General features: G+C 62.7%; 27 protein-coding genes and 1 tRNA gene. 10 read left to right on the top strand and 18 right to left on the bottom strand.

Annotated elements, in window-relative coordinates:
* Positions 1–270 precede the first annotated feature (270 nt).
* Positions 271–360: transfer RNA gene (locus tag FJ443_RS22520), tRNA-Ser, on the top strand.
* Between the two features lie 99 nt (positions 361–459).
* On the opposite strand, the gene FJ443_RS22515 is transcribed toward FJ443_RS22520, so the two are convergent.
* The 9 genes from FJ443_RS22515 to FJ443_RS22475 all read right to left on the bottom strand — a co-directional run bounded on the left by FJ443_RS22515 (position 460) and on the right by FJ443_RS22475 (position 5,321).
* Positions 460–642 carry a hypothetical protein gene (locus tag FJ443_RS22515; protein WP_140666003.1) on the bottom strand — a complete coding sequence of 61 codons (183 nt, stop codon included), beginning with the start codon at positions 640–642 and terminating at the stop codon, positions 460–462.
* 216 nt (positions 643–858) lie between these two features.
* Complete coding sequence (locus FJ443_RS22510) at positions 859–1,266, bottom strand: hypothetical protein (RefSeq protein WP_140666000.1); 408 nt, start codon at positions 1,264–1,266, stop codon at positions 859–861.
* Between the two features lie 50 nt (positions 1,267–1,316).
* Positions 1,317–1,757 (bottom strand): hypothetical protein, encoded by a 441-nt coding sequence (locus FJ443_RS22505; RefSeq protein ID WP_140665997.1) that lies wholly within the window; start codon positions 1,755–1,757, stop codon positions 1,317–1,319.
* A gap of 86 nt (positions 1,758–1,843) precedes the next feature.
* A complete protein-coding gene (locus FJ443_RS22500) occupies positions 1,844–2,233 on the bottom strand; it encodes a hypothetical protein (RefSeq protein WP_140665994.1) in 390 nt (129 codons plus the stop codon).
* Complete coding sequence (locus FJ443_RS22495; protein WP_140665991.1) at positions 2,223–2,675, bottom strand: hypothetical protein; 453 nt, start codon at positions 2,673–2,675, stop codon at positions 2,223–2,225. The genes FJ443_RS22500 and FJ443_RS22495 overlap by 11 nt, the downstream gene beginning before the upstream one ends.
* Positions 2,644–2,850 carry a hypothetical protein gene (locus tag FJ443_RS22490; RefSeq protein WP_140665988.1) on the bottom strand — a complete coding sequence of 69 codons (207 nt, stop codon included), beginning with the start codon at positions 2,848–2,850 and terminating at the stop codon, positions 2,644–2,646. Before FJ443_RS22490 ends, FJ443_RS22495 begins: the two co-directional genes overlap by 32 nt.
* Before the next feature lie 173 nt (positions 2,851–3,023).
* Entirely contained in the window at positions 3,024–3,914 is an 891-nt protein-coding gene (locus tag FJ443_RS22485; protein ID WP_140665985.1) for a hypothetical protein, read from the bottom strand.
* 212 nt (positions 3,915–4,126) lie between these two features.
* Complete coding sequence (locus FJ443_RS22480; RefSeq protein WP_140665982.1) at positions 4,127–4,645, bottom strand: hypothetical protein; 519 nt, start codon at positions 4,643–4,645, stop codon at positions 4,127–4,129.
* Positions 4,638–5,321, bottom strand: coding sequence for a recombinase family protein (locus FJ443_RS22475; RefSeq protein ID WP_140665979.1), 684 nt, complete (start codon positions 5,319–5,321; stop codon positions 4,638–4,640). Before FJ443_RS22475 ends, FJ443_RS22480 begins: the two co-directional genes overlap by 8 nt.
* Positions 5,322–5,596: 275 nt before the next feature.
* On the opposite strand from FJ443_RS22475, the gene FJ443_RS31440 reads away from it, so the two are divergent.
* Positions 5,597–6,139: a hypothetical protein gene (locus FJ443_RS31440; protein ID WP_140665976.1), complete on the top strand. Its 543-nt coding sequence runs from the start codon at positions 5,597–5,599 to the stop codon at positions 6,137–6,139.
* A gap of 10 nt (positions 6,140–6,149) precedes the next feature.
* Here FJ443_RS31440 and FJ443_RS22465 read toward each other — a convergent pair whose 3' ends face one another.
* From FJ443_RS22465 to FJ443_RS22455, 3 genes are read right to left on the bottom strand one after another with little or no spacing between them, the layout of a single operon-like run.
* The gene (locus FJ443_RS22465) at positions 6,150–6,377 is read right to left on the bottom strand and encodes a hypothetical protein (protein WP_140665973.1); all 228 of its coding nucleotides are present in this window, start codon (positions 6,375–6,377) and stop codon (positions 6,150–6,152) included.
* Complete coding sequence (locus tag FJ443_RS22460; protein ID WP_140665970.1) at positions 6,374–6,640, bottom strand: hypothetical protein; 267 nt, start codon at positions 6,638–6,640, stop codon at positions 6,374–6,376. Before FJ443_RS22460 ends, FJ443_RS22465 begins: the two co-directional genes overlap by 4 nt.
* A gap of 42 nt (positions 6,641–6,682) precedes the next feature.
* Positions 6,683–8,038 (bottom strand): site-specific integrase, encoded by a 1,356-nt coding sequence (locus tag FJ443_RS22455; RefSeq protein WP_140665968.1) that lies wholly within the window; start codon positions 8,036–8,038, stop codon positions 6,683–6,685.
* Positions 8,039–8,415: 377 nt separating this feature from the next.
* On the opposite strand from FJ443_RS22455, the gene FJ443_RS22450 reads away from it, so the two are divergent.
* The 8 genes from FJ443_RS22450 (at position 8,416) to FJ443_RS22415 (ending at position 17,253) form a co-directional block, all read left to right on the top strand.
* Positions 8,416–8,640, top strand: coding sequence for an alkylphosphonate utilization protein (locus FJ443_RS22450; RefSeq protein WP_140665965.1), 225 nt, complete (start codon positions 8,416–8,418; stop codon positions 8,638–8,640).
* A 416-nt stretch (positions 8,641–9,056) separates the two neighbouring features.
* Positions 9,057–9,146, top strand: a complete 90-nt coding sequence (gene kdpF, locus FJ443_RS22445) for a K(+)-transporting ATPase subunit F (protein ID WP_015315765.1) — start codon at positions 9,057–9,059, stop codon at positions 9,144–9,146.
* A 22-nt stretch (positions 9,147–9,168) separates the two neighbouring features.
* The gene (gene kdpA / locus FJ443_RS22440) at positions 9,169–10,869 is read left to right on the top strand and encodes a potassium-transporting ATPase subunit KdpA (RefSeq protein ID WP_140665962.1); all 1,701 of its coding nucleotides are present in this window, start codon (positions 9,169–9,171) and stop codon (positions 10,867–10,869) included.
* A 12-nt stretch (positions 10,870–10,881) separates the two neighbouring features.
* Complete coding sequence (locus tag FJ443_RS22435) at positions 10,882–11,112, top strand: hypothetical protein (RefSeq protein ID WP_224518924.1); 231 nt, start codon at positions 10,882–10,884, stop codon at positions 11,110–11,112.
* Positions 11,109–13,202 carry a potassium-transporting ATPase subunit KdpB gene (gene kdpB, locus FJ443_RS22430; RefSeq protein WP_140665959.1) on the top strand — a complete coding sequence of 698 codons (2,094 nt, stop codon included), beginning with the start codon at positions 11,109–11,111 and terminating at the stop codon, positions 13,200–13,202. Before FJ443_RS22435 ends, kdpB begins: the two co-directional genes overlap by 4 nt.
* A 12-nt stretch (positions 13,203–13,214) precedes the next feature.
* Positions 13,215–13,784, top strand: coding sequence for a potassium-transporting ATPase subunit KdpC (kdpC, locus tag FJ443_RS22425; RefSeq protein ID WP_140665956.1), 570 nt, complete (start codon positions 13,215–13,217; stop codon positions 13,782–13,784).
* 53 nt (positions 13,785–13,837) lie between these two features.
* Positions 13,838–16,564 carry a sensor histidine kinase KdpD gene (locus FJ443_RS22420; protein WP_140632421.1) on the top strand — a complete coding sequence of 909 codons (2,727 nt, stop codon included), beginning with the start codon at positions 13,838–13,840 and terminating at the stop codon, positions 16,562–16,564.
* On the top strand, positions 16,561–17,253 hold the full coding sequence (locus FJ443_RS22415) for a response regulator transcription factor (RefSeq protein ID WP_140560272.1): 693 nt from the start codon (positions 16,561–16,563) through the stop codon (positions 17,251–17,253). The genes FJ443_RS22420 and FJ443_RS22415 overlap by 4 nt, the downstream gene beginning before the upstream one ends.
* 16 nt (positions 17,254–17,269) lie before the next feature.
* Here FJ443_RS22415 and FJ443_RS22410 read toward each other — a convergent pair whose 3' ends face one another.
* The 6 genes from FJ443_RS22410 to FJ443_RS22385 form a co-directional block, all read right to left on the bottom strand.
* Entirely contained in the window at positions 17,270–18,706 is a 1,437-nt protein-coding gene (locus tag FJ443_RS22410) for an MFS transporter (protein WP_140560273.1), read from the bottom strand.
* Between the two features lie 178 nt (positions 18,707–18,884).
* Entirely contained in the window at positions 18,885–19,367 is a 483-nt protein-coding gene (locus tag FJ443_RS22405; protein ID WP_140513722.1) for a DUF992 domain-containing protein, read from the bottom strand.
* Between the two features lie 73 nt (positions 19,368–19,440).
* Entirely contained in the window at positions 19,441–20,448 is a 1,008-nt protein-coding gene (locus tag FJ443_RS22400) for a hypothetical protein (RefSeq protein WP_140496337.1), read from the bottom strand.
* 9 nt (positions 20,449–20,457) lie between these two features.
* Positions 20,458–21,468, bottom strand: coding sequence for a hypothetical protein (locus FJ443_RS22395; protein ID WP_140522454.1), 1,011 nt, complete (start codon positions 21,466–21,468; stop codon positions 20,458–20,460).
* Between the two features lie 415 nt (positions 21,469–21,883).
* Positions 21,884–22,360 carry a DUF992 domain-containing protein gene (locus FJ443_RS22390; RefSeq protein ID WP_140549556.1) on the bottom strand — a complete coding sequence of 159 codons (477 nt, stop codon included), beginning with the start codon at positions 22,358–22,360 and terminating at the stop codon, positions 21,884–21,886.
* A 199-nt stretch (positions 22,361–22,559) separates the two neighbouring features.
* Positions 22,560–23,402 (bottom strand): tetratricopeptide repeat protein, encoded by an 843-nt coding sequence (locus tag FJ443_RS22385; protein WP_140496334.1) that lies wholly within the window; start codon positions 23,400–23,402, stop codon positions 22,560–22,562.
* Positions 23,403–23,433: the final 31 nt, after the last annotated feature.

Below are 23,433 nucleotides of genomic sequence, written 5' to 3'. Positions count from 1 at the left end.
AGCCTCCATCCGCTGGCGATAAAACCGGACAACTCACGTGCTACCTAATCCGGACAACTCATCTGCTTACGACATTGACCGCCGTTATGGCTTGGCATTCGGCGCCGGATCGACTAGATGAGCCCCGCGCCTGTTGCTTCGACGGCTCAGGTGCGGGCAGGGCGTCCGCTGGTTGGCGGCGCCCGGTGCGGGCAGTTCCGCACGCATCCCCAAAGGGAGAGCATCTCCCCAACCCGCGCGGCGAAACCGGCCGACGCGAAAGGCAAGGACGGAGAGGTGGCCGAGTGGTTGAAGGCGCACGCCTGGAAAGTGTGTTTACGGGAAACCGTAACGCGGGTTCGAATCCCGCTCTCTCCGCCATCCCACAGAATATCTGTATTTCGCCAGCAAAATCAGTACCTTACCGGATCGGACGCTGGCGACTTAGACCAATCACTTAGACCAATCTGGCCTCATCCCTCAAGCGGCCTTCCTCACGTCCTCGACGTACCACTGCAGGGCCTGCCACGGGTCATCGTCAAGCAACCGCACCGCCTCGGCGTAGGCTTCACCCTCGCCCCAGTGTTCTTTGACGCTCTCAATGTGGCCCTTCATCCACTCGGCCACGTCGGCTTCAAGTGTGCTATAGTCAATGCTCTGCATTTGGTCTTGCTCCTGTTGTCTCACCGCGCCCCGCTGGCGTTGTCGTTCATCGGATAGCGGGCAGGCGTTGAACCCGTCAATTCAAATAAATTCAATGCGTTAGCGGAACTGTTCCCTAAGCGGAGACATCGCGCCAGTGGAGCGATTTCTGGCCCAAAGGACCCGCCCCCGACACGCCTCTTGGGGCGGCACATCGGGGGTCGGGAAGGTCATCGTTCATTCGTCTCCTTGATTGAGCGCAGTCCTGATCCGCTGGGCATGCTCCGCGATGGCCTTCCAATCGCCCTTGACGACCAGCGAGCGGATAGCCGGAAGGTCCGCCTCGTCACAGCAGTCGAGATAGTCGCTGAGCGTGAGCCCGACCGGGGCCAAGCATTCGCTCGTCATGCGGTTCTCGAATGCCTTTACGGTCGCGTCGAGGGTCTGCTGATCAACCCCGATGACGTTGGGGTCGAGTGTCCCGTCAAGGGTGAACTTGGCCACGATCAGTTCAGCCGTGTCGCGGTCTATGGTCTCGTTGAACGTCGTGATCGCCTGATCTGCAATCGCCTCGATCTCGGCAGGGTCGGCGCTGTCGAGGTCTAACGCCTCGTCCTTGTCAGCCTCGCCGGTCTTGTCATCCACGGTAGGCAACGGAGCGGCATCAACCGCCCCGTCACTCTCGGCCCCCGTGGTTACCCGAAAGACTTCGGGGCGGCATACCCACGGGCGGCCAGCCCGTCGACCACGGCCCTGTTGAACTCGGCCTGCGTGATCTGCCCGACCTCGGCCATGTCCTTGGCCTGCTGGAATGAGACCTCGATACCACCGAGAACCCTGACCGTGGTCTTCTCGACCTCTGCCATCGGCGGGATCACCCCGACGTCCTGAGACCGGATCATTTGCTTGCCGGCACCCATACGCTCGGCGGCAAGCTGCTGGTTCATGCGGGACATGGAGAGTTCAACAGCACGGTCGATCTCCTCCCGCTTGGCACGGTCGGCGGCTTCTGTGGCCAAGGCGTCTTGCTTGGCCCTGTCTGCTTCGGCCTGTGCAGCCTGGGCTCTTATCATGGCCTGAGCCACGGGGGTGTTGTCGGTCTGGTATTTGTTCGGATTGTCGATGTAGTCGGTCATGTTGTCGTTCCTTCCATGCGGTCATAGTTGATCGCCTCGGCGCGCTCATTGAGCCAAGTGCGAGTAGGTTCGGTGTGGTGGGTGGATTAGCGCGGTGGCGTGAACCCGTAAGACATCGTCTGTGGGCCTTCAGGATGCGCGCTGGGTGCGGCTGGGGTGGATGGTCGGGAAACGCCGTCGCTGCCTCCGGCGACCACTGCACGGGGCGCTGAGGGGGAAGGCCTCATGAATGCCTCGGCAATCCGTCGGGCACGGGCCACCGGCTCCATTTCCGGGTAGCCATAGACTTCCCAGCACCGCTCGGCAGCCACGCAGAAATCTTCGGTCCACGTGATGCCGATGCTTGGCAGTCTCCGGTCAAGCTGCGAGGTGGTCTCCCAGTCGTCCGCCTTGATCCACTTGACCAAGGCAAGCGCCGCTTCCCGCGTCGGATAGGTCGCCACCCAGTCGCGCCGCCTGATCTCGTCAAGGGTCAAAGCGGGCATTCCGGTCGTTGCGCCACCTTAGCGGCCCATGCTTCACGATCAGCGGCAGATGGTCATGGAAAGTTTCGCCATGCTCGCCGCCGGCTGTAGACGCCTCCAGCATGTCCAGCACCGTGGACCGCTGAAGATCACGCGACGGGTGCCGCTCGGGCAGCCCGTTGAGCCAGTCCAGAACGTCTGGGCTGACATGCCGGACAAGGCCCGCCTTCATCGCACCGTTGCCGACAAGGCGCTTCAGTTCGCCGTTCAGCATCGACCGGCTGGTGATGTAGGCGCGGTCGACCCATTCGCCAGTTGACTGGACGCCGTGCCTGCGGGTCCGCTTCATCTCGACCGCCTGGACGATCCACTCCCGGTCCGTCACGATAACGCGAATTGCCGGCGTGATCTGGTGAACGTTCTCAGCCGACACTGGCAGAGCCCTGCGCGGCATACACGGTCTTCCGCCACTCGGCGAACAGCTTGTGCATTTCCCGCTTCTCCGCGTTGATGGTGTCGCGGTGGCGCTGGTAGGTCTCCCGGTACAGCTCCCGATTGCGCTCCGGGTTCTCGGCGCGCCACTTGCGCTTGTGTTCACGCCACTTCCGGCGCGTCGCTTCGTCTTGCATTTCTGATCTTCCTTCTGATTTGTCGCCCCCAGCGTCGTGCTGCCCACCGGTGTGCGCGGGCAGTGGTCACGAAACTGCAGGCGTTTACAATGAAAAAAGCTCAATGAAATCAACCATTGGGCTCCTGTTTGTCGTCGGTTTCTCGTTATAGTGCTGGGATTTCCCAGCGAGGGTCAGGCGAATGGGTCGGGCATCTTTCTGGCAAGCATCGCAGAGACATCCTTCAAGGCCTTCTCCAGCAATTCCTCAGCCCTGCGGAGGCTCATTTCCTGATCCAAGGTGTTAGCGATGTTGACAGCAAGTGTAACCGCCCGTTCCAACTTGCGGCTATTTTGGGCTTCCCTGACCATGTCTGGATCGTATTCAGGATTGGGGTTGTCGTTCCACTCGTCACCATAGCCCGTCCTTTCGGTAAGCGCCCGCCAAGTCGGATAGGAGACCACCTTGATCCATTTCCAGAACGTCTTGATGTCGATCCCGTCGTTGTCGATGCACATCTGGGTGACGGACTTCAGCTCGCCATTCGCCCGCCCGCCACGAGGCCCCGGATGCCGATGCAGATTGGCCCTGATATAGCGCCGAAGCTGCTCTTTGCGCTCCTTGGGCTTCAGTCGCTTGCCGTGCTGCCCGTTGGCCTTGCCGGCCCGCCATTCGCGGTAGGCTTGGCCTCGATCTGGAAACACGATGGCACCAATGACCAGCTTTCCCGCCCGCCTTGCCGCCTCCACGCGATGGAAGCCGGAGACGAGATGGAATACGTCCTTGCCGCCGAGCCTGCCGCGCACGTGGTCGACCTCGATCAAGTCTCTAAAGCCGACCGCCATACCTTCGATTGGCTGGCCGTCACCGTCGAGGACGATACCGTCGACCTCCGAAAGATCGTCGTCATGGGCCTGCAACACGCCAACGAGGGTCCGCACGTGGGCCTCGTCCAGCTTGTCCCTGATCTGGGTCCCTTCGGCATCAACGAGAACGTCCACGAGAGCGACTATCTCGGTCACGCCCTGCGCATCGGTCGGCTGGCCCTCTGCGGCTTTCGCGGGCGGCTTCACCACCGCGTTCATGTCAGCGGCTCTTGGCCCGCCACGATGCCGGCTTCCAAGTCGGATGTCATGGTGATCGTTTCCTTATCGTTGATCGGATGGATTGCTGATGCCCCGCGCCACTCAGTCCAAAAGGGAGGACAGATAGAGGCAGGCACGGCCACAAAGATTAGGGCCGCTGATCGGGGTGTTTTTCTGGGACATGGTGGACCTTATTCCGTCAAGTATCACTCTCAGTGATCTTCGTGTATCTCTGAAGCATCCTCTATGATCTCGTGAAGCTCGCGTCTCATCTCACCTCGTGATGACTTCGCTGCCTGCCGATCCGGTATTGACCGGCGTGTGTCGTTTGCTTCCTGCAATCTTACCTCGGCTGCCTCTATTCGTCGCCGAAGGCGGTCTTCGGTCTTCTGCCACGAGGCTAACTCACGCGCGCCAGCGCCCGCCGCTATCGCCGCATCGACAGAGGCTTTCACGTCCTTCACCGCGTGTCCTGCCTTGATCCGCGCGCAAATGTCCTCCTTGAGGGTGTTGTAGAGGCTCCAGTTGCATTTCTGGCTGCGGATTTGCCCGCGCATCCAGTGCAGCAGTGCCTTCATGCTTTGCTCGCGTCTGACGGCACGGCTCCCGCCCGTTGCCTTGAATTTGTCGAGCTTGAGGATTTCCTCGAAGCTCTTGCCGTCGTCCTGCCATCCGCATTGGTATTGGCCGTTGAGCCAGCCCTTTCCTTTGATTGTCCTCGGCTTAGACATTCGTCTGCATTCTCTCCAATGTTCTCGAAACCTGTTTGGCCGTCCATTGCCCGCCACGCGGCGTCTGTATGCCGGCCTTGTGCAGCGCGGCGGCGATCTCTCTCAGCGTCTGGTTAGCGGCCCTGAGCGGCCTGATGAAGTCGATCACGCGCGCGGCGTCGGCGTCGGCCACGGCCTTGAGCCCCGCGATCCTGTTGTCGAGCGCGAACGTCCCGTCCTTCTTTACCCGCCGCCCGCCAAGCCTCTTGCCCTTGGCCTTGGCCGCAGCCAGTGCATCCTTGGTCCGCTTGCTGATGAAATCCCGCTCCTGCTCGGCCAGCGCCGCATAGATGTGGAGTTGGAACTTGTCGGCATCGGGCATCGAGGCGACCCGAAGTTTCACCTTCTTGTCATCCATCAGGCTGGCGATGAACGACACCTTGCGGCTCAACCTGTCGAGTTTGGCGACAAGCAATTCCGCGCCGGTCTTCCTGACGAGGTCGAGGGCCTTGGCCAACTCGGGCCTATCGTCATCCTTGCCCGTCTGGACCTCGACAAACTCTCCGATCACGTCGAAGGGCACTTCCGAGTAGTTGTCCAGAAACAGCCTGATATCGCGCTCCTGGGCGTCCAGCCCAAGGCCCGAGTGCCCTTGCTCTGCCGTCGACACCCGGCGATAGGTCACGTACTTGTTCATTGGTCGGCCCCGTCAGCTCGTTCTGATTTGCGAACGATAAGGGCCTTGTGTCTAACTGTCAACGTCCGTTGTGCTTGACACAGCCTCTTAGCCAACCGCACCGATCAAGGGTGACAGCAATCGCTGGGGCCCTTATCGCCGGACCGAAACCCCCACGGGGGGTCGGCGCGCGTACTACTTATCCGATCACCCGCTCGCATTTTTCTACCAAACATTCCGGGTGCCTATTCTCGGTCGTTGTCACATGAGAGAATAAGGCCAACGAGAAGGGGACCTTGCCGGTGAGCCGCCAGCCGAAGCCAGACAAAAGAGGGCCAATCAAGCGCAAGCACGAGTTGTTTCATGTCAACAAGTTCGTGGAATGGCACAGTAGGGTGTTTCGCAGTCGCTTTCTTGTAGTCGCAACTCCCGACCCACCGGACGCAATCATTCAATCCGGCCAAACCACCAGATGGGTGGAGGTCGGGAGTGTGTTCTGGAACGACGATTGGGCTCATCACCTGAACTCACGCGCTACGCCGGGGGAGACCGATCGCCCTATCGGCAAAGGCCTCTATCTCGACATGGACGAGCAACTCGCGGATAGGTTCGTCGCCGTGCTGCAAGACAAGTTGGCGAAGCGCTCCTACCTGCCGTTCGCTCAACAGCATGGTCCGGGCTATTTGGTTCTTCCGGTAATGTCGCCGTTCGCCTTCGACCGCCACACGAAGCACCTGATCCGACAGAAATGGAACTCCAGCCCGCGCACCGACATCGGGTGCTTTCGAGGCGTCTTCCTATCCCTACCTGTTGGCGGCATTCGGAGGTGGATGGCTTGACGTGATAGGTCTACTTGCGGCCCATCATCGCCAGGCATTTGGCTGCGGGGCTTTGTGATCGCGGTGGCGTGACGATGCCAAAGTCCTCGTCACTCAAGAGACCGTTGCCACCTGTTCCCGACGCTTTCGACGATGACTGTTCGCGGACGCACTGCTGATAGGGCGAGAAGTAGAGGTAGAGCCCAACAGCCCCGATGATGGCAACACCAAGGATCGCAGCAGCTCGCTCAGTGATCATTGCTGGATAGTCGTTGGGCACATGCTGGCCGCGCTCACCGTCGCTGCGGCGCGCCCAGTCGCACAATCGTAGAAGCAAATCTTGTTCATGCCGTCCACGCTCTCGCCAGCAGCATAGCAGGTGTGCGTTGCGGGGGCGGACATCTGCTGCGCGGGCTGTTGCTTCGATGCTTCGGACATTCCTTGAAGCGCGGAGCCAACTACGATGCCAGCACCTTGGCAGCCGGACAGGAAGACGGCAAGGAATGCGATACGCCCGATCATGCATGTTCCCCCTCGTCAATTCAACACGCAGAACGGACGTAGTCAATGATGGGGCGTAGGCAACTTCACGGCCTTCACACATGCCACTTTCTGCTTGTCGCTCGGACCTCCCGAGTACACCCCGAATGTGATCGACTTGCGTCCCTCGACGTGCCCCACAACAGCCGCCACGGTCGTCTCAGGGATGCCGGCCTGTTCCGCCTGAGAAACAAACCAGCGCCGGAACGAATGGAAGTTGACCAAGCTCCGGCGCCTGCCGTCCCGCTTGTCGTCGACACCACACGCCACCCGGTAGCGCGTGAACCGTTTGGTCGTCACAGCCGCCGCGTCCCGCTCGTCGGCCAACTCGTGGAACAGCCAATCTCCCGGCTTCTTGCCCTTCGTCCGTCTCGCGATCAGCTTGACCAGCCCCGAATGTATCGGCACTCGACGCACACCAGCCTGTGTCTTCGCGTCCCGTATGTCAAACCAGCCATCGGCGCATTGCTCGACCCGAAGCGTCACGATCTCTTCCAGGCGCATTCCAGACAGCGCCCCGGCCAATGCGGCGTCCTGTAGCTGGTGATCGAATTGCCCCGCCTCTATCGTGTCGCCGCTATCGAGGTGCTGGCCATTCAGGACCGCGTTCAATTCCTTCGGGGTGAATGGTCGTTCCCCCTGCGTGGCCTCGGCAGAGCCCTTCTTGCGCCGCTGGGGCTGTAGCTGGCGGTCCCACGGGTTGCCGCTTTGCTCAGTGTCGACGAGGCCCCGCCGCGCCAGATAGTCCCAATAGCCCCGCACCGCCGAAAGGTGCTTCTTGGCTGTCTTCGGGTGCATCTCTGCGATTTCCTCCGAGACGTACCGCCCGGCGTTCCTGCGGTCGATGTCGGCCAGCCTGAGGGTCTTCTCGGCACACCAACGGGCAAACCGCTTCACCAGTCCTCGCCACTCACTCGTGGTCTTGTCGGCAAGTCCGGCTTCTTTCAAGTACGCTTCAAGGTGCTGGTCGACGGGCACCTTGCCGGAAACGCTTGCTTCGAAGAGCTTGCGTTCCTTGCCCCGGTAATGGTCACGCTCGTCCTCGGCGGCGCTCACAGCATCGTGCAGCGCGTCGGTATCGCCGGCATCTTGAAGGGCCTTGATTGCTTCCCGAACGATGGCGCCCCGGGAGGTCGCGTCGATCTGCTCGGGTGTCACCGCTTCCCCGGCCTTGATGGCCTTGAACAGGTCAAGGGCTGTCCGCTCTCTCGCGTCTCGCCTTTCCATTGCAACCCGGATGTCGCCAGTTTCGAGGCTTTCCACGATGGCCGTGCGGCGCTTGAACTCATGGCGAGCCGCCGCCGGTATCGCCATCTTGAACCACCACGTCCGCCCCCTCAGCGAGAGGTGCCGCCGCGCTCTGCCCTTGAAACCTGCCATGCTTAGACCATCCACTTAGACCAATTCCAAGGGGCGATTACCAAGCACAATCAACGATTTCAAGGGCATAAAGCCGTTTGGCGTCTAATCCCGCTCTCTCCGCCATCCTGCTTCGCTCTTCGAGCTTCGCAGGATTGGCTCAATCGACAGCGCGAAGCAGGATGCCCTCCGAAGCTTCAGCGTAGGAGGGCAGGGTCATCAACCTTGCCGACCGGCTTGCAGCATTGAAAAAAGCAGCTGGCTGTTTCGAGCGTCTTGGACCGAAATCGCGGCATAGCACCGAGTGATCCTTGGTCGTTCCATGAAAACGCCGCGCACGAGTCGGTTTTGGAATTCCTGGTGATCTGGTAGTGGTAATCCCGATCACAGGAGATGGCATGCCGGACGATGTAGTGGTGCGCGACAGCAACGGCGCTCAGTTGAGTGACGGCGATTCCGTCACCCTGGTCAAGGACCTCAAGGTCAAGGGCACTTCGGAGACGATCAAGCGGGGCACGTTGGTGAAGAACATTCGCCTTAACGGTAATCCCGGTGAGATCGAATGCAGTACCAGGCAAGTGAAGGGCCTCGTGCTCAAAACCGAGTTCGTAAAGAAGGCGTGACCCTCAAGGCGGTCGAGCCGCCGCGGTGAAATTGCGTTTGCCGGCGACGAGGCGCGTCGTCGGCCAATTTGGCTACTCCCTACGACTGCCGATATGGAGCGTCAGGGCGCATTTACCACTTCCAATTCATCCGCCGAAAATCTTTATAAGATTCCTATTTCTTTCCGCTTTGCCCCGTCTCGAACCTTTATGGCGATCGGGTCCATATTCCGCTTTGAGAAAAACGTCGGACGCCGTCACCCAAGTGGGCGGGCCGTTTTCGCGTAATCGCCGAGCTGCTTCGAGCGGGCGCAAAGTGGAAAAATCAAAGCAAGGACAAGCACAATGGACATCATTGTTCTCGGGATCGGGGTTTTGTTTTTCGCCCTCTCCTTTGCCTACGTCAAAGCCTGCGACAGAATTTGAGCGATCGGGACATGCTTGTCGATTACATCCTCGGTGGCGGCGTGACGTTGTTCCTGCTCGCCTACCTGACATACGCACTGATCCGCCCGGAACGCTTCTGACCGGCGCACGGAAAGCCAAATCATGACTATCAACGGATGGATACAGATCCTCCTCTATTGCGGGATCCTGGTTTTGCTCGTGAAGCCGCTGGGCGGCTACATGCATCGCGTCTTCACCGGCGACCGCAGCTTGCTGTCGCCGGTGCTCGGCCCCGTCGAGCAGGGCCTTTATCGCCTGGCTCGAACCGGCGACCAGGAGCAGCACTGGACGGGCTATGCCGCCGCCATGCTGTTGTTCAATCTTGCCGGTTTCCTGGCGCTCTATTTCCTCCAGCGCCTGCAAGGCGGCCTGCCCTACAACCCGGCCGGCATGAGCGCGGTCGAACCGGGGCTCGCCTTCAACACCGCGGCCAGCTTCATGACCAACACCAACTGGCAGAACTACGGCGGCGAGAGCACGATGTCCTATCTCGTGCAGATGGCCGGCCTCACAGTGCAGAACTTCCTGTCGGCGGCCACCGGCATCGCCATCGCCATGGCGCTGATCCGCGGCTTTGCCCGCGCTTCCGGCAAGTCGATCGGGAATTTCTGGGTCGATATGACCCGTGCCACGCTCTACGTGCTTTTGCCGCTCTGCGTCGTGCTCACCCTGGTCTATGTCTGGCTCGGAATGCCGCAGACGCTGGGAGCCTATGTCGGCGCCACCACGCTCGAAGGCGCGCAGCAGACCATCGCCGTCGGGCCGGTCGCCTCGCAGATCGCCATCAAGATGCTCGGCACCAATGGCGGCGGCTTCTTCAACGCCAATGCCGCGCATCCCTTCGAGAATCCGGACGCCATCTCCAACCTGATCCAGATGCTGTCGATCTTCGCCATCGGTGCTGCCTTGACCAACGTCTTCGGCCGCATGGTCGGCAACCAGCGCCAGGGCTGGGCGATCCTGGCCGCCATGGGCGCGCTGTTCATCGCCGGGGTTGCGGTCTGCTATTGGGCGGAAGCCGCCGGCAATCCGCTGGTCCATGCGCTGGGCATCGAGGGCGGCAATATGGAAGGCAAGGAAACCCGCTTCGGCATCGCGCTCTCGGCGCTGTTCGCGGTCATCACCACGGCGGCTTCCTGCGGCGCGGTCAATGCCATGCATGACTCGTTCACCGCGCTCGGCGGCATGATCCCGCTCATCAACATGCAGCTCGGCGAAGTCATCGTCGGCGGCGTCGGCGCCGGCTTCTACGGCATCCTGATGTTCATCCTCATCGCCGTCTTCGTCGCTGGCCTGATGGTCGGGCGCACGCCCGAATATCTGGGCAAGAAGATCGAGGCCAAGGAGGTCAAGATGGCGATGCTGGCAATCCTGTGCCTGCCGCTGGCGATGCTGACCTTCACGGCCATCGCGGTGGTCCTGCCGAGCGCCGTGGCATCGATCGCCAATGGCGGTCCGCACGGCTTCTCCGAGATCCTCTACGCCTATACGTCGGCGGCGGCCAACAACGGCTCGGCCTTCGGCGGCCTCACCGGCAACACGCCCTGGTACAACATCACGCTGGGTCTCGGCATGCTCATGGGCCGTTTCCTCGTCATCATCCCGGCGCTCGCCATCGCCGGCTCGCTGGCGGCGAAGAAGACCGTGTCCGCCTCGGCCGGCACGTTCCCGACCGACGGCCCGCTGTTCGTCGGGCTGCTGGTCGGTGTCATCGTCATCGTCGGCGGCCTGACCTTCTTCCCGGCGCTCGCCGTCGGGCCGATCATCGAGCATCTGGCCGCCATCCACGGGCAGACATTCTGAGACGGAAGTGTCTTGGCTGAAACGGAAATGTCCTGGTTCAACAACAGGCATCGCAACGATCGCCATCCCGCCGACAACGGAAAGGAGGAACGGCCTCCTCCTTTCCCCACCATGTCGACATTCCTCGGCATCGCCGCCGTCATGATCGTTCTGTGGTTGCTGGCCTACGGGCTTCCGCATCTTCTTTCGGCATCCGACCGCTCGGTGCCGTCCAACAACACCGAAGCTGGAGCTTCAAAATGAGCCAGTCGAAATCAGCCAGCATCATGGATGCCGGCATCCTGTGGCCCGCCATCGGCGGCGCCTTCAAAAAGCTGAACCCACGCACATTGGCCAGGAACCCGGTGATGTTCGTCGTTGCCGTCGTCTCGGCGCTGACATCAGTGCTTTTCGTCAAGGACCTCGCCAGCGGCGGCGGCAATCTCGGCTTCACCATCCAGATCATCATCTGGCTGTGGTTCACCGTGCTGTTCGCCAACTTCGCCGAAGCCGTCGCCGAAGGCCGCGGCAAGGCGCAGGCCGATTCGCTGCGCAAGGCGCGTACCGAGACGCAGGCCAAGCTTCTGACCGGCGAGGACCGGACGAAATTCAAGCTGGTGCCGGGCACCAGCCTGAAGGTCGGCGACGCCGTGCTGGTCGAGGCCGGCGACATCATCCCCTCCGACGGCGAGGTGATCGAAGGCGTGGCTTCGGTCAACGAGGCGGCGATCACGGGCGAATCGGCGCCTGTCATTCGCGAATCCGGCGGCGACCGCTCCGCGGTCACCGGCGGCACGCAGGTGCTCTCCGACTGGATCCGCGTGCGCATCACCGCCGCCGCCGGCCACACCTTTCTCGACCGCATGATCTCGCTGGTCGAGGGCGCCGAGCGCCAGAAGACTCCGAATGAGATCGCGCTCAACATCCTGCTGGTGGGCATGACGCTGATCTTCGTGCTGGCCACCGCTACCATCCCGAGCTTCGCTTCCTATTCGGGGGGCTATATCCCGGTCACGGTGCTCGTCGCTTTGTTCGTGACCTTGATCCCGACCACGATCGGTGCGCTTTTGTCGGCCATCGGCATCGCCGGCATGGACCGTCTGGTGCGCTTCAATGTGCTCGCCATGTCCGGCCGCGCCGTCGAAGCGGCCGGTGACGTCGACACGCTTTTGCTCGACAAGACCGGCACCATCACGCTCGGCAACCGCCAGGCGACCGAATTCCGGCCGGTGAAGGGCGTCACCGAGCAGGAACTGGCCGACGCGGCGCAGCTTGCCTCGCTCGCCGACGAAACACCGGAAGGCCGCTCGATCGTCGTGCTGGCCAAGGAAGAATACGCCATCCGCGCCCGCGACATGGCGACACTGCACGCCACCTTCGTGCCCTTCACCGCGCAGACCCGCATGAGCGGCGTCGACATAGACGGCTCCTCGGTGCGCAAGGGCGCGGTCGATTCCGTGCTCGCCCATGTCAACCAGTCGACTGTCGCCAGCCACGCGACGCGCCCCAGCAGCGATACGATCAGGGATCTGCAGGCGATCGCCGACGAGGTCGCCAAATCGGGCGGCACGCCGCTTGCGGTCGAGCGCGACGGGCGTCTGCTCGGCATCGTGCACCTCAAGGACATCGTCAAGGGCGGCATCCGCGAACGCTTCGCCGAGCTGCGCAGCATGGGCATACGCACGGTGATGATCACAGGGGACAATCCGATAACGGCGGCGGCGATCGCGGCGGAAGCCGGCGTCGACGACTTCCTTGCCCAGGCGACGCCGGAGGACAAGCTGAAACTGATCCGCGACGAGCAGGCCAAGGGCAAGCTGGTCGCCATGTGCGGCGACGGCACCAACGATGCACCGGCTCTTGCCCAGGCCGACGTCGGCGTGGCCATGAACACCGGCACGGTGGCGGCGCGCGAGGCCGGCAACATGGTCGACCTCGACAGCGATCCGACCAAGCTGATCGAGATCGTCGAGATCGGCAAGGCGCTGCTGATGACGCGCGGTTCGCTGACCACCTTCTCCATCGCCAATGACGTGGCCAAGTACTTCGCCATCATCCCGGCCATGTTCGCCGTGTTCTACGTCGCACCCGGCCAGACCACAGGTCCGCTGCAGGCGCTCAACATCATGCATCTGGCGACGCCGCAGAGCGCCATCCTGTCGGCCATCATCTTCAATGCGCTGATCATCATCGCGCTGATCCCGCTGTCGCTGCGCGGCGTCAAATACCGGGCGATCGGCGCCGGGGCGCTGCTCAGCCGCAACCTGCTCGTCTACGGCCTCGGCGGCATCATCGTGCCGTTCGCCGGCATCAAGATTATCGACATGGCCGTCACGGCCCTCGGCCTTGCATAAGGGATCACTCCGATGCTCAAGCAAATCAGACCCGCGATCGTCATGATCGTCTTCTTCACCGTGCTGACCGGGCTCATCTATCCCATCGGCATGACCGGCATCGCCCAGGCGCTGTTCCCGAAACAGGCCAATGGCAGCCTGATCGAGAAGGACGGCAAGGCGGTGGGTTCGGAACTGATCGGCCAGGCCTTCGCCAGCGACCGCTATTTCCACGGCCGGCCCTCTGCCGCCGGCAATGGCTATGACGCCGGCGCCTCCAGCGGCTCGAATCTCGGCCCGACCAACCCCAAGCTGATCGACCGCATCAAGGGAGATGCCGGGAAGCTGAAGGCCGAAAACCCCAATGCGCCGGTTCCGATGGGCCTCGTCACGACATCGGGCAGCGGGCTCGATCCTGATATCAGCCCCGACGACGCTTATTTCCAGGTTCCACGTGTCGCCAAGGCCAGAGGTGTCGATGAAGCCAAGGTCAAGGCGCTCGTCGACAGCCATGTCGAGGACCGGGAGCTCAGCGTGCTGGGCGAGCCGGTGGTCAATGTGCTGGCCCTCAACCTCGCATTGGACGACACAGCCAAGCAATGAAGAACAGCGCCGGGGATCGACACCGTCCCCGGCGCCGTTCAAACTGGATGCCGATGCCGGACGACAGAAGCAACGTCGAAAACAGACCTTCCCCCGACGCGCTGCTCGAGCATGCCGAGCGCGAGGGCCGCGGGCGTCTGCGCATCTTTCTGGGCGCGGCACCGGGCGTCGGCAAAACCTATGAAATGCTGATGTCGGGACGCGCCAGGCTGGCCGACGGCATCGACGTGGTGATCGGCGTGGTCGAGACGCACGGCCGCAAGGAAACCCTGGCCCTCGTAGAGGGCTACGAGGTCATTCCGCGCCGCCCGGTCGAATACAAGGGACGCACCCTCGACGAGATGGACATAGACGCCATCCTGGCACGCCGCCCGGCACTGGTCCTGGTCGACGAACTCGCCCATACAAACGCGCCCGGCAGCCGTCACCCCAAGCGCTATCTCGACGTGCAGGAAATCTTGGCGCGCGGTATCGACGTCTACACGACGCTCAACATCCAGCATGTCGAAAGCCTGAACGACGTCGTCGCCCAGATCACGCGGGTCAGGGTGCGCGAGACGGTTCCCGATTCCATCATCGACCAGGCCGACGATGTCGAAATCATCGATCTGACGCCCGACGACCTGATCAAACGGCTGGAGGAAGGCAAGGTCTATTTCCCCAACACCGCCCAGCGCGCCATCGAGAACTATTTCTCGCCGGGCAATCTGACGGCGCTGCGCGAACTGGCGCTGCGCCGCACCGCCCAGCGTGTCGACGAACAACTGCTCAACCACATGCAGTCCCATGCCATCCAGGGCCCATGGGCGGCGGGGGAAAGGGTGCTCGTTTGCCTCGACGCGCGTCCGGGCGGGGCGGCGCGCGTGCGCTATGCGCGCAGGCTGGCCGACCGGCTCCGCGCGCCATGGACGGCGCTTCATGTCGACACGCCTCGTTCGGCCGCCATGTCGGAAGAAGAGAAGGGCAGGCTGGCGAACCATCTGCGCCTCGCCGAGCAACTCGGCGCCGAGGTGACGACCATTCCGGGCCAGAACGTCGCGCAGGACATCGTGCGCCATGCGACGGCGAACAATTTCACCCATATCGTGGTCGGCAGGCCGACCCGGTCGCGCTGGCGGGAATTGATCGAGGGCTCGCTCACCTATGATCTGATCCGCAATGCCGGCGACATCAGCGTCCATGTCATCTCGGGAACCGAGCGCGATACCGACGCAGCATCGAGAAAGGTCAGGACGGCGGCCGAGCAGCGGCCGTTCCAGATATGGCCGTATCTGTTCGCCACGGCCTATGTCGCGGGCTCGCTGGCCGTCGGCACGGTTCTCGATCAGTTCCTCGACGTGCGCAATCTGGCGATCGTGCTGCTGCTGGCGGTGCTGACATCGGCGGTGACGTTCGGACTGTGGCCGGCCTTGTACGCCTGTTTCCTGAGCGCCCTTGCCTTCAACTACTTCTTCCTCGAGCCGCGCTACACGCTGACGATCAGGGATCCCGAGAGCATCGTTGCGTTTGCCGTCTTCCTCGTCGTTGCCGTCATCGCCAGCAACCTGACGGCGCGCGTGCAGCGTCAGGCCGCCGCCGCCCGCTCACGGGCGCGGGCCACGGAGGATATCTATCTGTTTTCCAAGAAGCTTGCCGGCGCCGGTACGCTCGACGACGTTCTGTGGGTCACGGCCTTCCAGATCGCCTCGATGCTGAAATTGCGGGTGGTGCTGCTTTTGCCCGAAAACGGCGCCATCACCGTCAAGGCGGGCTATCCGCCCGACGACACGCTGGCCGAGGCCGACATCGCCGCCGCCCGCTGGGCCTGGGAGCACGATCGCGCCGCCGGCCGCGGCGCCGATACGCTGCCCGGTGCGAAGCGGCTCTATCTGCCGCTACGCACCGGGCGCACGGCGGTCGGCGTGGTCGGCCTCGACAACGACAAGCAGGGTCCGCTGCTGACGCCCGAGCAGCAGCGGCTGCTCGACGCGCTGGCCGACCAGGCAGCGGTCGCCATCGAGCGCATCCAGCTCGTCGCCGACGTCGATCGTGCCAAGCTCGCGGCCGAAGCCGACAGGCTGCGCTCGGCGTTGCTGACCTCCATCTCCCATGATCTGAAGACGCCGCTCGCCGCCATCATGGGCGCGGCCGGCACTCTCAGGGAGTTCGCGCCTGATCTACCCGAGCAGGACCGGACGGAGCTGTTGTCGACGGTGGTCGACGAAGCGGAACGGCTGAACCGCTTCATCGCCAATCTGCTCGACATGACCAAGATCGAATCCGGTGCGATGGAGCCGAACTATGCGCTGCACTATGTCGGCGACGTCGTCGGCACCGCGCTCGATCGCGCCCGCAAGATCACCAGCGAGCACAAGATCGAGGTCGACATTCCGCCCGACCTGCCGATGCTGAAGCTCGACCCGGTGCTGTTCGAGCAGGTCCTGTTCAACCTGGTCGACAATGCATCGAAATATTCGCCGCCCGGCTCGACGATCCGCCTGCAGGGCTGGACCGACATCGGCTCCGTCGTGCTTCAGATCATGGATGAGGGATTGGGCATCCCTCCGCAGGATCTTGAGCGCGTGTTCGACACTTTCTACCGGGTCCGCAAGGGCGACCAGGTGCGCGCCGGTACCGGGCTCGGCCTGTCGATCTGCCGCGGCTTCATCGAGGCGATGGGCGGCACGATCTCGGCCGCCAACCGGACCGACCGTTCGGGTGCTGCCTTCACCATCAGGATGCCGGTGCCGGCGGAACTGTCCGGCAATCGCATCGGCTCCAGCGCGGATCAGCCTCGATGACCAATTCGAACGTCAGGATACTGGTCGTCGATGACGAGCCGCCGATCCGCAAGTTGCTCCGGGTCGGCCTCGCCAGCCAGGGCTACGCGGTCAGCGAGGCGCCGAACGCCAAGGCGGCTATCGAGCTGATGGTGCAGGAAAAACCGGATCTCGTGCTGCTCGACCTTGGCCTGCCCGGCATGAGCGGCCATGAACTGCTGCGCAAATGGCGCGACGACGGCCTCGATATCCCGGTGGTCATTCTCTCCAGCCGCGCCGACGAGGCCGGCATCGTCGACGCGCTCGAACTCGGCGCCGACGACTACATCACCAAGCCGTTCGGAATGAACGAGCTGGTGGCGCGCATCCGCGTGGCACTGCGGCACAAGTTCCAGCAGCAGGGCGAGAGGCCGGTGTTCCAAACCGGTGATCTCAGCGTCGACCTGGTCAAGCGCATCGTCAAGGTCGGGGGCAAGGAGGTAAAGCTGTCGCCCAAGGAATACGACATTCTGCGCATTCTCGTGCAGTATGCGGGCAAGGTTCTCACGCACCAGTTCCTGCTGAAGCAGGTGTGGAACGATTCGACCGACGTGCAGTATCTGCGGGTCTATGTCCGGCAGTTGCGGCAGAAGATCGAGAAGACGCCGGACCAGCCGCGCTACATCACCACCGAGACCGGCGTCGGCTACCGCCTGCGCGAGGTAGAATAAGCGTTGCCTGGCCTGATTAGCCGACAGCTTCCGGCAGCCGGTTCGCGGCCGTCGATGTGCGCAAGGCGGCGAGGCAGCCAATGATGCCGAGCGGCACGAAGGCGAGGAATAGCCAGGTCGCCACATCAGCCGCCGCGTCCCGGTTCAGGCCTTGCGAAAAGCCGCTGGCATTGGCGACGATGCCGGCAAGGGCGGCACCCACCGCATAGCCGATGCGTTGCATGGTCGGCACCGCGGCCGAGGCGATGGTCTGCTCATCACCCGGCGCGGAGGCCACGATGACGCGCGTCAGGAACGGCCAGGCAACGCCGAAGCCGCCACCCTGCAAAAGGGCGCATACCAGGATCAGCGGGATCGAGCCTGCCGGGATGGTGTAGGCGAAACCAGCGAGGCCGGTGGCGATCATCAGGGCGCCGATGACGATGATCGATCTCTCACGCTCCTGTGGCGCGTTGGCGACAAGGATCGACAGGATCGACCAGGCGATCGATTCGGCGGCGATGATGTAGCCGGTGGTCAGGAGCGGAACGTGGTGCAGCGTGGTCAGAAGCAGCGGGCCGTAAATGGCAAAGGAACAGGTCGCCACCGAGAAGGCGGCGACCATGGTCATGCCGCTGCCGACCGGCGTGCGCCACGAGAACAGCCGCGAGGGGAAAAGCCGCGATTTCGGCTTCAGCGCATCGATACGGAAGAACAGCACAAGGCCGATCAGGCCGAGCACCATCAGCAGCGACGAGCGCAGAAGGGCGATATCGACCCCCGCCGAGGCGATCAGCACGACGGCGACGGCAAGGCAGCCAAGCGCTATGAGCGGGAAGGGTGGTGCCTTGCCCGCGCCGGCACTCGGCCTCGTCGCTTCCGGCGTGTCGAGCACGACGAAGCTCGCCAGCGCCATCGCCGCACCGCCGAACACGAAGATGCCGAACGCCCAGCGCCATGACAGAAGCTCTGTCATGATCGCGCCAAGCATCGGCCCGCTGAAGGCGGCGACGCCCCAGATCGCCGACATGATACCGAAAAGCTGCGGCCAGATGGCCCGCGGAAACAGGCGCTCCACCGAGACGAAAGCCAGCGACACCAGCGCGCCGCCGCCCAGGCCCTCGATCAGGCGCCCGGCCAGGAACAATTGCATCGAGGGCGCGGTGGCGCAGATCAGCGCGCCGGCCGCGTAAAGCAGCGCCGCGACCACCATGTTGGTGCGCAGCGCCACATAGCTGACCAGCCGTCCGGCCGCGGCACCGGCGACGATGGCGCCCAGTTCATAGATCGCCAGCGACCAGCCGACGAGCTGCACGCCCGCCAGTTCGCCGATCATGGCGGGCATGACGGTCGCCACCATCGTCTCGTTGGTGGCGTGCAGCAGGATGCCGAGGCTGATGAAGCAGAAGCGCGCGAGGTCGCCGCTCGCCCACAATGCGCGCCAGTCGACCCTGTTTGTGCTGATGTCGGTCACTTCGGTCCCTCGAATTTCATATCCCGATGCAAACGCATGGCGCCAGGAGCCGGCTCGGGGGTCCGGCAGGACCATGGTCGGATGGGTTTGTAGAACCTCAACCAAGCTTGAGCTCAAGCGATTTTTTGGACATGTTCGTGGATGCCCGCATCCCTGGCCGGCCGGCATCGCCGGCCAATCAGTTCTCCGTGCTGCGCAGCTGGAACTGGCTGACACCGATGGCGAAATTGATGCCGGTCTGGGTCTGCAGGCTGAGCGGCTGCAAGGTGAAGGACTGCGAGGAGCCGCCAACCAGCAGATTGGCCCCGGCGCCGACGGTTGCCGTCACCTCGGCGCTGGCGCCGACATAGTCGCCGGCCAATGCGCCCGGCGCGTAGATGTTCTTCAGCGGCGTCAGCACCAGCCATCGCATCACCGCCTGCTTGGTCGTGCCGATGTCGAGGCCGTATTTGTTGACCGCGCCGAAATAGGCTTCCGGCGCGAAAGTCTTGTCGGCAGGGGTGAAGGTGCAGCTCAGATCCTTGCTCGAGCCGAAGATGAAGCCGGTGCCGCCCGATATGGCGCATTCAAGTGTGCCGAGCTCGATGCCCTGGTCCTGTGCCTGGGCCAAGGCGGGGCTGGCAATGGCAACGATGGCAGCAAGGATCATTTTGCGTGTCATGGGCCCCTCGTGCATTCGCTGCAGCCATCTTTGAGGAGCAGATGACACTGCTTCGCGAGCGAAGGATGCCAGGTCAGTGCACGGGGTCCGGTCGGTGATCGTCGGGCTTTGGCCGGCAACCGTCTATGGCGGGATGTATCGTCCACTGGTTCTGAGGCTCCTGCTGGGATGCGACGGTCAATGGCGATCCTGCCGTCTCAACGGCTTCACACCAGCGCGCGGGGCTGCCGTCGGGAACCGGGGATTCGTTCCAGCTGCCGTTCCAGGTGCCGATCTTCTGACAGTGCTTGATGGGATGGATTTCGTTCCAGCCGTCATGTGCCGAATCGTAGACCCACGTTCCCTTGACGAACAGGATGTCCGCGCCGCGGCGCGTCGGATCGTTGACGTGAAGATCGCCGAGATTCTCGTCGAGATCCGTCGGATTGGCTGTGTCGAGCAGGCCGACTATGCCGCCTATGATGACGATGACCGCCGCGATGAGCGACAGGACCGCGCAGGCGATCCAGCCGAAGAAGGGAATGGCGCAAGCAACCGCGGCGGCCGTGGCGACTGGAATTGCGGCAAGGCAGGCTATCATGAGGTCGTAGACGCCGGCGCCTTCGAACTCGCAATGCAGCACCGCGGTCGGGTCGTCATTGGCCCATTGGCGCGCTTCCTGACCTTTCCAGTCGAGGCCCGCGCCCTGGATCGCAGGCGTGTTGGCGATCAGGCGTCCAAACGGCGCTATCTTTTCGGCCGTTGCCTGGTTGGTGAATTCGACGACATTGCCCGGCACCAGATTGAGACTGTAGTCGGTGTCGAACCGGTCCAGTCCCGACTTCTCCTCCGGCGGATCGACCTTGAGCAGCCAGCCCACCGCGCATTCGTCGCCACCGAGACAGATCAGCCGGTCGTACAGCCACCAGCGGCAATAGGCCAATATGGCCGCAAGCGCCACCAGCATGGCGGCCGGTCCGGGAAGGGCGCCCACAAGGATGAGCGGCAAAGCGACCACGGCCGCCGCAATGATCATCTGCCCGTATTGTTTGCCGTGGTGATTTCCGACCGATACGCATTTGGTGTAGTGCCGATAAGCCATGGCGACCCCCTATCGCTCGACATAGAGCGTCACGCCGCCGGCGAGGCCGCGGGCCGAGAAAGCATGAACGTTGATTGCCTTACGGCCGGTGAAACCGGCTGGCGGTTCAATATTGACAGTGACGGGGATTTCCTCACCCGGGGCAAGGTCCGCTTGTGCGGGCTCGAACGTGACAAGCCAGCCGGCGGGCAAAGGATGCGATTGACGGGTGTGGCCGACAGGCACTGCCGCGATGGTGCCGGGGAAGGTGCGCAAGGGCCGGCGACGCGGCCTCGGGCGAGGGCGCGGCTCACAGACCGGCAATTCAGGAAGGGAATAGGCATCGGCCTCGAGACGAAATCCCATCCTCTCCCGCTCGCCATTGCGCAGGCGAAATTCAAATCTTGCGGGCGAATGGGCGACACCGACGGTGGTGTTGTCCTGGCCTAGGTTGTTGTTCGGGTTCGCATCGTCGAGCCAGTCGAGCAGGACCTGGATGCAATAGTGACCAGGCGCTGCCGGAGTTCGCCATTTGACCGACGCGAAAGCCGGATGGTTGGCCCCGCCCTTGACGCCGAGATCGGTCCTGGTCTCATCGATCCAATGCGACACCGTGCCGATGCCGAAACTCAGATAGGAGAATTTCACCGGCAGATCGACGACCGGGGCCTCGGTCGAGTTGTTCCAGATACGGGCGACGATTTCATATTCGGTGTCGGGCGCCAGCATATGTGGTGCGACAGGATTGCCGCCGCTTCGGATCTCGATGTCGGGGTTGTCCCATGTGACGGCGAGGCCCTGGCCCATCAAATAATACTGCGCGTAGATCAGGGGATCCGGGCGTTTATAGGCGGGGTCGCTGATCTTGACGCAACGTTGCGGCCCGCTTCGGTCCAACCGATCGGGGAGCTTCATTCTTTCGCAGAGCAATCTGGCGAGGGCGCAGATCCGGGCAGCGATCTGGCGCAGGTTCGATGGCCACTCGGTGAACGCGTCGGCGAGCGCGTTCAGGAAATCCAGTACTTTGGGGAGCGGGTTCATGGCCAGTCCGCGGCCATTTCGTCAACGTCGCTGTCGACGCATGAAAAACCAGACAGCGGCAATCAAGAATGGTGCGAGTATCAGAAGAAGTTCGAAGGATCCCGACCCGCCATCGGGCGAAAATCCGAATAACTGCTCGATGAAATCCATCACGGCCTCCGGCAGCTGCAACAAAATTGCATTCGACGATGTCTTTACATCTGCCGGAGCTCGCGCGCATTTTCGCGCAGAGCCAGCAACATTTCCGGTTGGTAGCACAGAACGAGCAAGTCTTCCATCGGCAATAATTTCGATCTGCTAGCTTGGCCTGGTCACAGCAGTTCGCAAATGCAAAGCGCGCGGCGGAACCAAGTCCACCGCGCGCTATTTTGATCATTGCGCGGTTGCCGTCCGTGCCGAGAAGATCAACGTGCCGTTACTTGAGAGAGTGGATCAGCTCAAGCGAGGTCACGGCAACGGCCAGGTTGACGCCGGTCTGTGCCTGGACGCTGAGCGGCTCCAGCATGAAGGCGCTGTCGAAGCCGCCGACCAGCAGATTGGCGCCGCCGCCGGTCACGACGCTCGCCTCGGCATTGACGCCGTAATAGCTGCCGGCAAGGTCGCCCGCGTCGCGGTCACGGGTCGCGGCAAACACGGCCCAGGCGAGTTGGCCCTGGTGCGTCTTGCCAACATCGACGCCGAGCTTGGAGATGACGCCGGTGTAAATCTCGGCCGGACCGTGATGATAGGGGCGGAAGACACAGGACACGCCCTTGTTGGATGTCACGATGTAGCCGGTGCCGCCGTCGATGGTGCAGTCGAGCGTGCCGAGCTGCAATCTGCCGGCGCTTGCCGGTGCAACAGCGAACATGGTCGTGGCGAGCGCAGCGGCGCAGACGAGTTTCTTGATCATGGGAGGTCCTTTCGCAAAACGCTTCAAAGTAACGGCTGGGTGACCAGACCGTTCCGCTGAAACCTTGGCGCGAACAAGGCAGGCGATCACGGCTTGCAGCGGGGTCAGCGCGCGGTTGCCGGATTGATGGCGATCTACGGCGATACGTGTCCTTTCGGACACGCATCCGACGCGTGGGCTTGGCCGGCCTTGCCTGATGTCAGCTGACGCGGGCGAGGCCATCCTTGGCAGGCTGGTAGGTGGGATCGAGCCGAACGGCTTCCCGGTAGGACTTGGCCGCCTTGGCCTTGTCGCCGCGCCGCTCGTAGATCAGCGCCTGGTTGGACCAGGCTTCGGCGTTTTTGCCGTCGAGCTTGATGGCCATGTTGAAATCGGAGAAGGCATTGTCCTCGTCATTGGTGGCGAGATAGGAAAGGCCGCGGCCATTATACGGCTCGGCGGCGTCCGGGGCCAGCGAGATGGCGGTCGAGAAATCCTCGATGGCGAATTTGTGCTGGCCCTGGCTCTGATAGATCAGGCCCCGATTGTGATAGGCGCGGGCATCGGTCGTGTCGAGCTGGATCGCCTTCTGGAAGTCGTTGAAGGCTTCCTGGGTGCGGCCGGCCTTGCGGTAGAGATTGCCACGGCCGATATAGGCGGCATCGTAGTTGCCATTGATCTGGATCGAGCGGTTGTAGTCCGCCAGCGCTGCTTCCTGATTGCCGAGGAAGCGCTGGATGAGCGCACGGTTCGAATAGGCCTGGTAGAAATTCGGGTTAAGCTGGATGGCCTGGTTGAAATCCTTGAGCGCCGCCTGGTATTGGCCGCCCCGGCCATAGGCCGAGCCGCGCACATTGTAGCCTTCAGGATCCTGCGGATTGCGCTGAATCACCGCCGACAGCGAGGAGATATTCTCGCTCGACCCTTGCGCCTTGTCGATGTTGTTGAACTCGCCGGTCGGGCCCGAGGTCTGGCAGCCGGCAAGCATCAATCCGGAAAGCAGGGCTGTCGCCAGGGCAAAGCCACGAAATGTGGTTTTGCTCTCCACGCTGATTGCGTTCATGTCTGCCCTGTCCTCACTTGCCGCGTCATTC

It is taken from the genome of Mesorhizobium sp. B2-6-1 (assembly GCF_006440475.1).
GTDB lineage: Bacteria > Pseudomonadota > Alphaproteobacteria > Rhizobiales > Rhizobiaceae > Mesorhizobium.
This window is presented reverse-complemented; position numbering and strand designations above follow the sequence as displayed.

Bases quoted from the DNA above. Each gene is read 5' to 3' on its own strand.
- FJ443_RS22515 (WP_140666003.1), bottom strand. From the start codon at position 642: ATGCAGAGCATTGACTATAGCACACTTGAAGCCGACGTGGCCGAGTGG.
- FJ443_RS22505 (WP_140665997.1), bottom strand. From the start codon at position 1,757: ATGACCGACTACATCGACAATCCGAACAAATACCAGACCGACAACACC.
- FJ443_RS22495 (WP_140665991.1), bottom strand. From the start codon at position 2,675: ATGCCGCGCAGGGCTCTGCCAGTGTCGGCTGAGAACGTTCACCAGATC.
- FJ443_RS22490 (WP_140665988.1), bottom strand. From the start codon at position 2,850: ATGCAAGACGAAGCGACGCGCCGGAAGTGGCGTGAACACAAGCGCAAG.
- FJ443_RS22485 (WP_140665985.1), bottom strand. From the start codon at position 3,914: ATGAACGCGGTGGTGAAGCCGCCCGCGAAAGCCGCAGAGGGCCAGCCG.
- FJ443_RS22480 (WP_140665982.1), bottom strand. From the start codon at position 4,645: ATGTCTAAGCCGAGGACAATCAAAGGAAAGGGCTGGCTCAACGGCCAA.
- FJ443_RS22475 (WP_140665979.1), bottom strand. From the start codon at position 5,321: ATGAACAAGTACGTGACCTATCGCCGGGTGTCGACGGCAGAGCAAGGG.
- FJ443_RS22465 (WP_140665973.1), bottom strand. From the start codon at position 6,377: ATGATCACTGAGCGAGCTGCTGCGATCCTTGGTGTTGCCATCATCGGG.
- FJ443_RS22460 (WP_140665970.1), bottom strand. From the start codon at position 6,640: ATGATCGGGCGTATCGCATTCCTTGCCGTCTTCCTGTCCGGCTGCCAA.
- FJ443_RS22455 (WP_140665968.1), bottom strand. From the start codon at position 8,038: ATGGCAGGTTTCAAGGGCAGAGCGCGGCGGCACCTCTCGCTGAGGGGG.
- FJ443_RS22450 (WP_140665965.1), top strand. From the start codon at position 8,416: ATGCCGGACGATGTAGTGGTGCGCGACAGCAACGGCGCTCAGTTGAGT.
- kdpF (WP_015315765.1), top strand. From the start codon at position 9,057: ATGCTTGTCGATTACATCCTCGGTGGCGGCGTGACGTTGTTCCTGCTC.
- kdpA (WP_140665962.1), top strand. From the start codon at position 9,169: ATGACTATCAACGGATGGATACAGATCCTCCTCTATTGCGGGATCCTG.
- kdpB (WP_140665959.1), top strand. From the start codon at position 11,109: ATGAGCCAGTCGAAATCAGCCAGCATCATGGATGCCGGCATCCTGTGG.
- kdpC (WP_140665956.1), top strand. From the start codon at position 13,215: ATGCTCAAGCAAATCAGACCCGCGATCGTCATGATCGTCTTCTTCACC.
- FJ443_RS22420 (WP_140632421.1), top strand. From the start codon at position 13,838: ATGCCGGACGACAGAAGCAACGTCGAAAACAGACCTTCCCCCGACGCG.
- FJ443_RS22415 (WP_140560272.1), top strand. From the start codon at position 16,561: ATGACCAATTCGAACGTCAGGATACTGGTCGTCGATGACGAGCCGCCG.
- FJ443_RS22405 (WP_140513722.1), bottom strand. From the start codon at position 19,367: ATGACACGCAAAATGATCCTTGCTGCCATCGTTGCCATTGCCAGCCCC.
- FJ443_RS22400 (WP_140496337.1), bottom strand. From the start codon at position 20,448: ATGGCTTATCGGCACTACACCAAATGCGTATCGGTCGGAAATCACCAC.
- FJ443_RS22395 (WP_140522454.1), bottom strand. From the start codon at position 21,468: ATGAACCCGCTCCCCAAAGTACTGGATTTCCTGAACGCGCTCGCCGAC.
- FJ443_RS22390 (WP_140549556.1), bottom strand. From the start codon at position 22,360: ATGATCAAGAAACTCGTCTGCGCCGCTGCGCTCGCCACGACCATGTTC.
- FJ443_RS22385 (WP_140496334.1), bottom strand. From the start codon at position 23,402: ATGAACGCAATCAGCGTGGAGAGCAAAACCACATTTCGTGGCTTTGCC.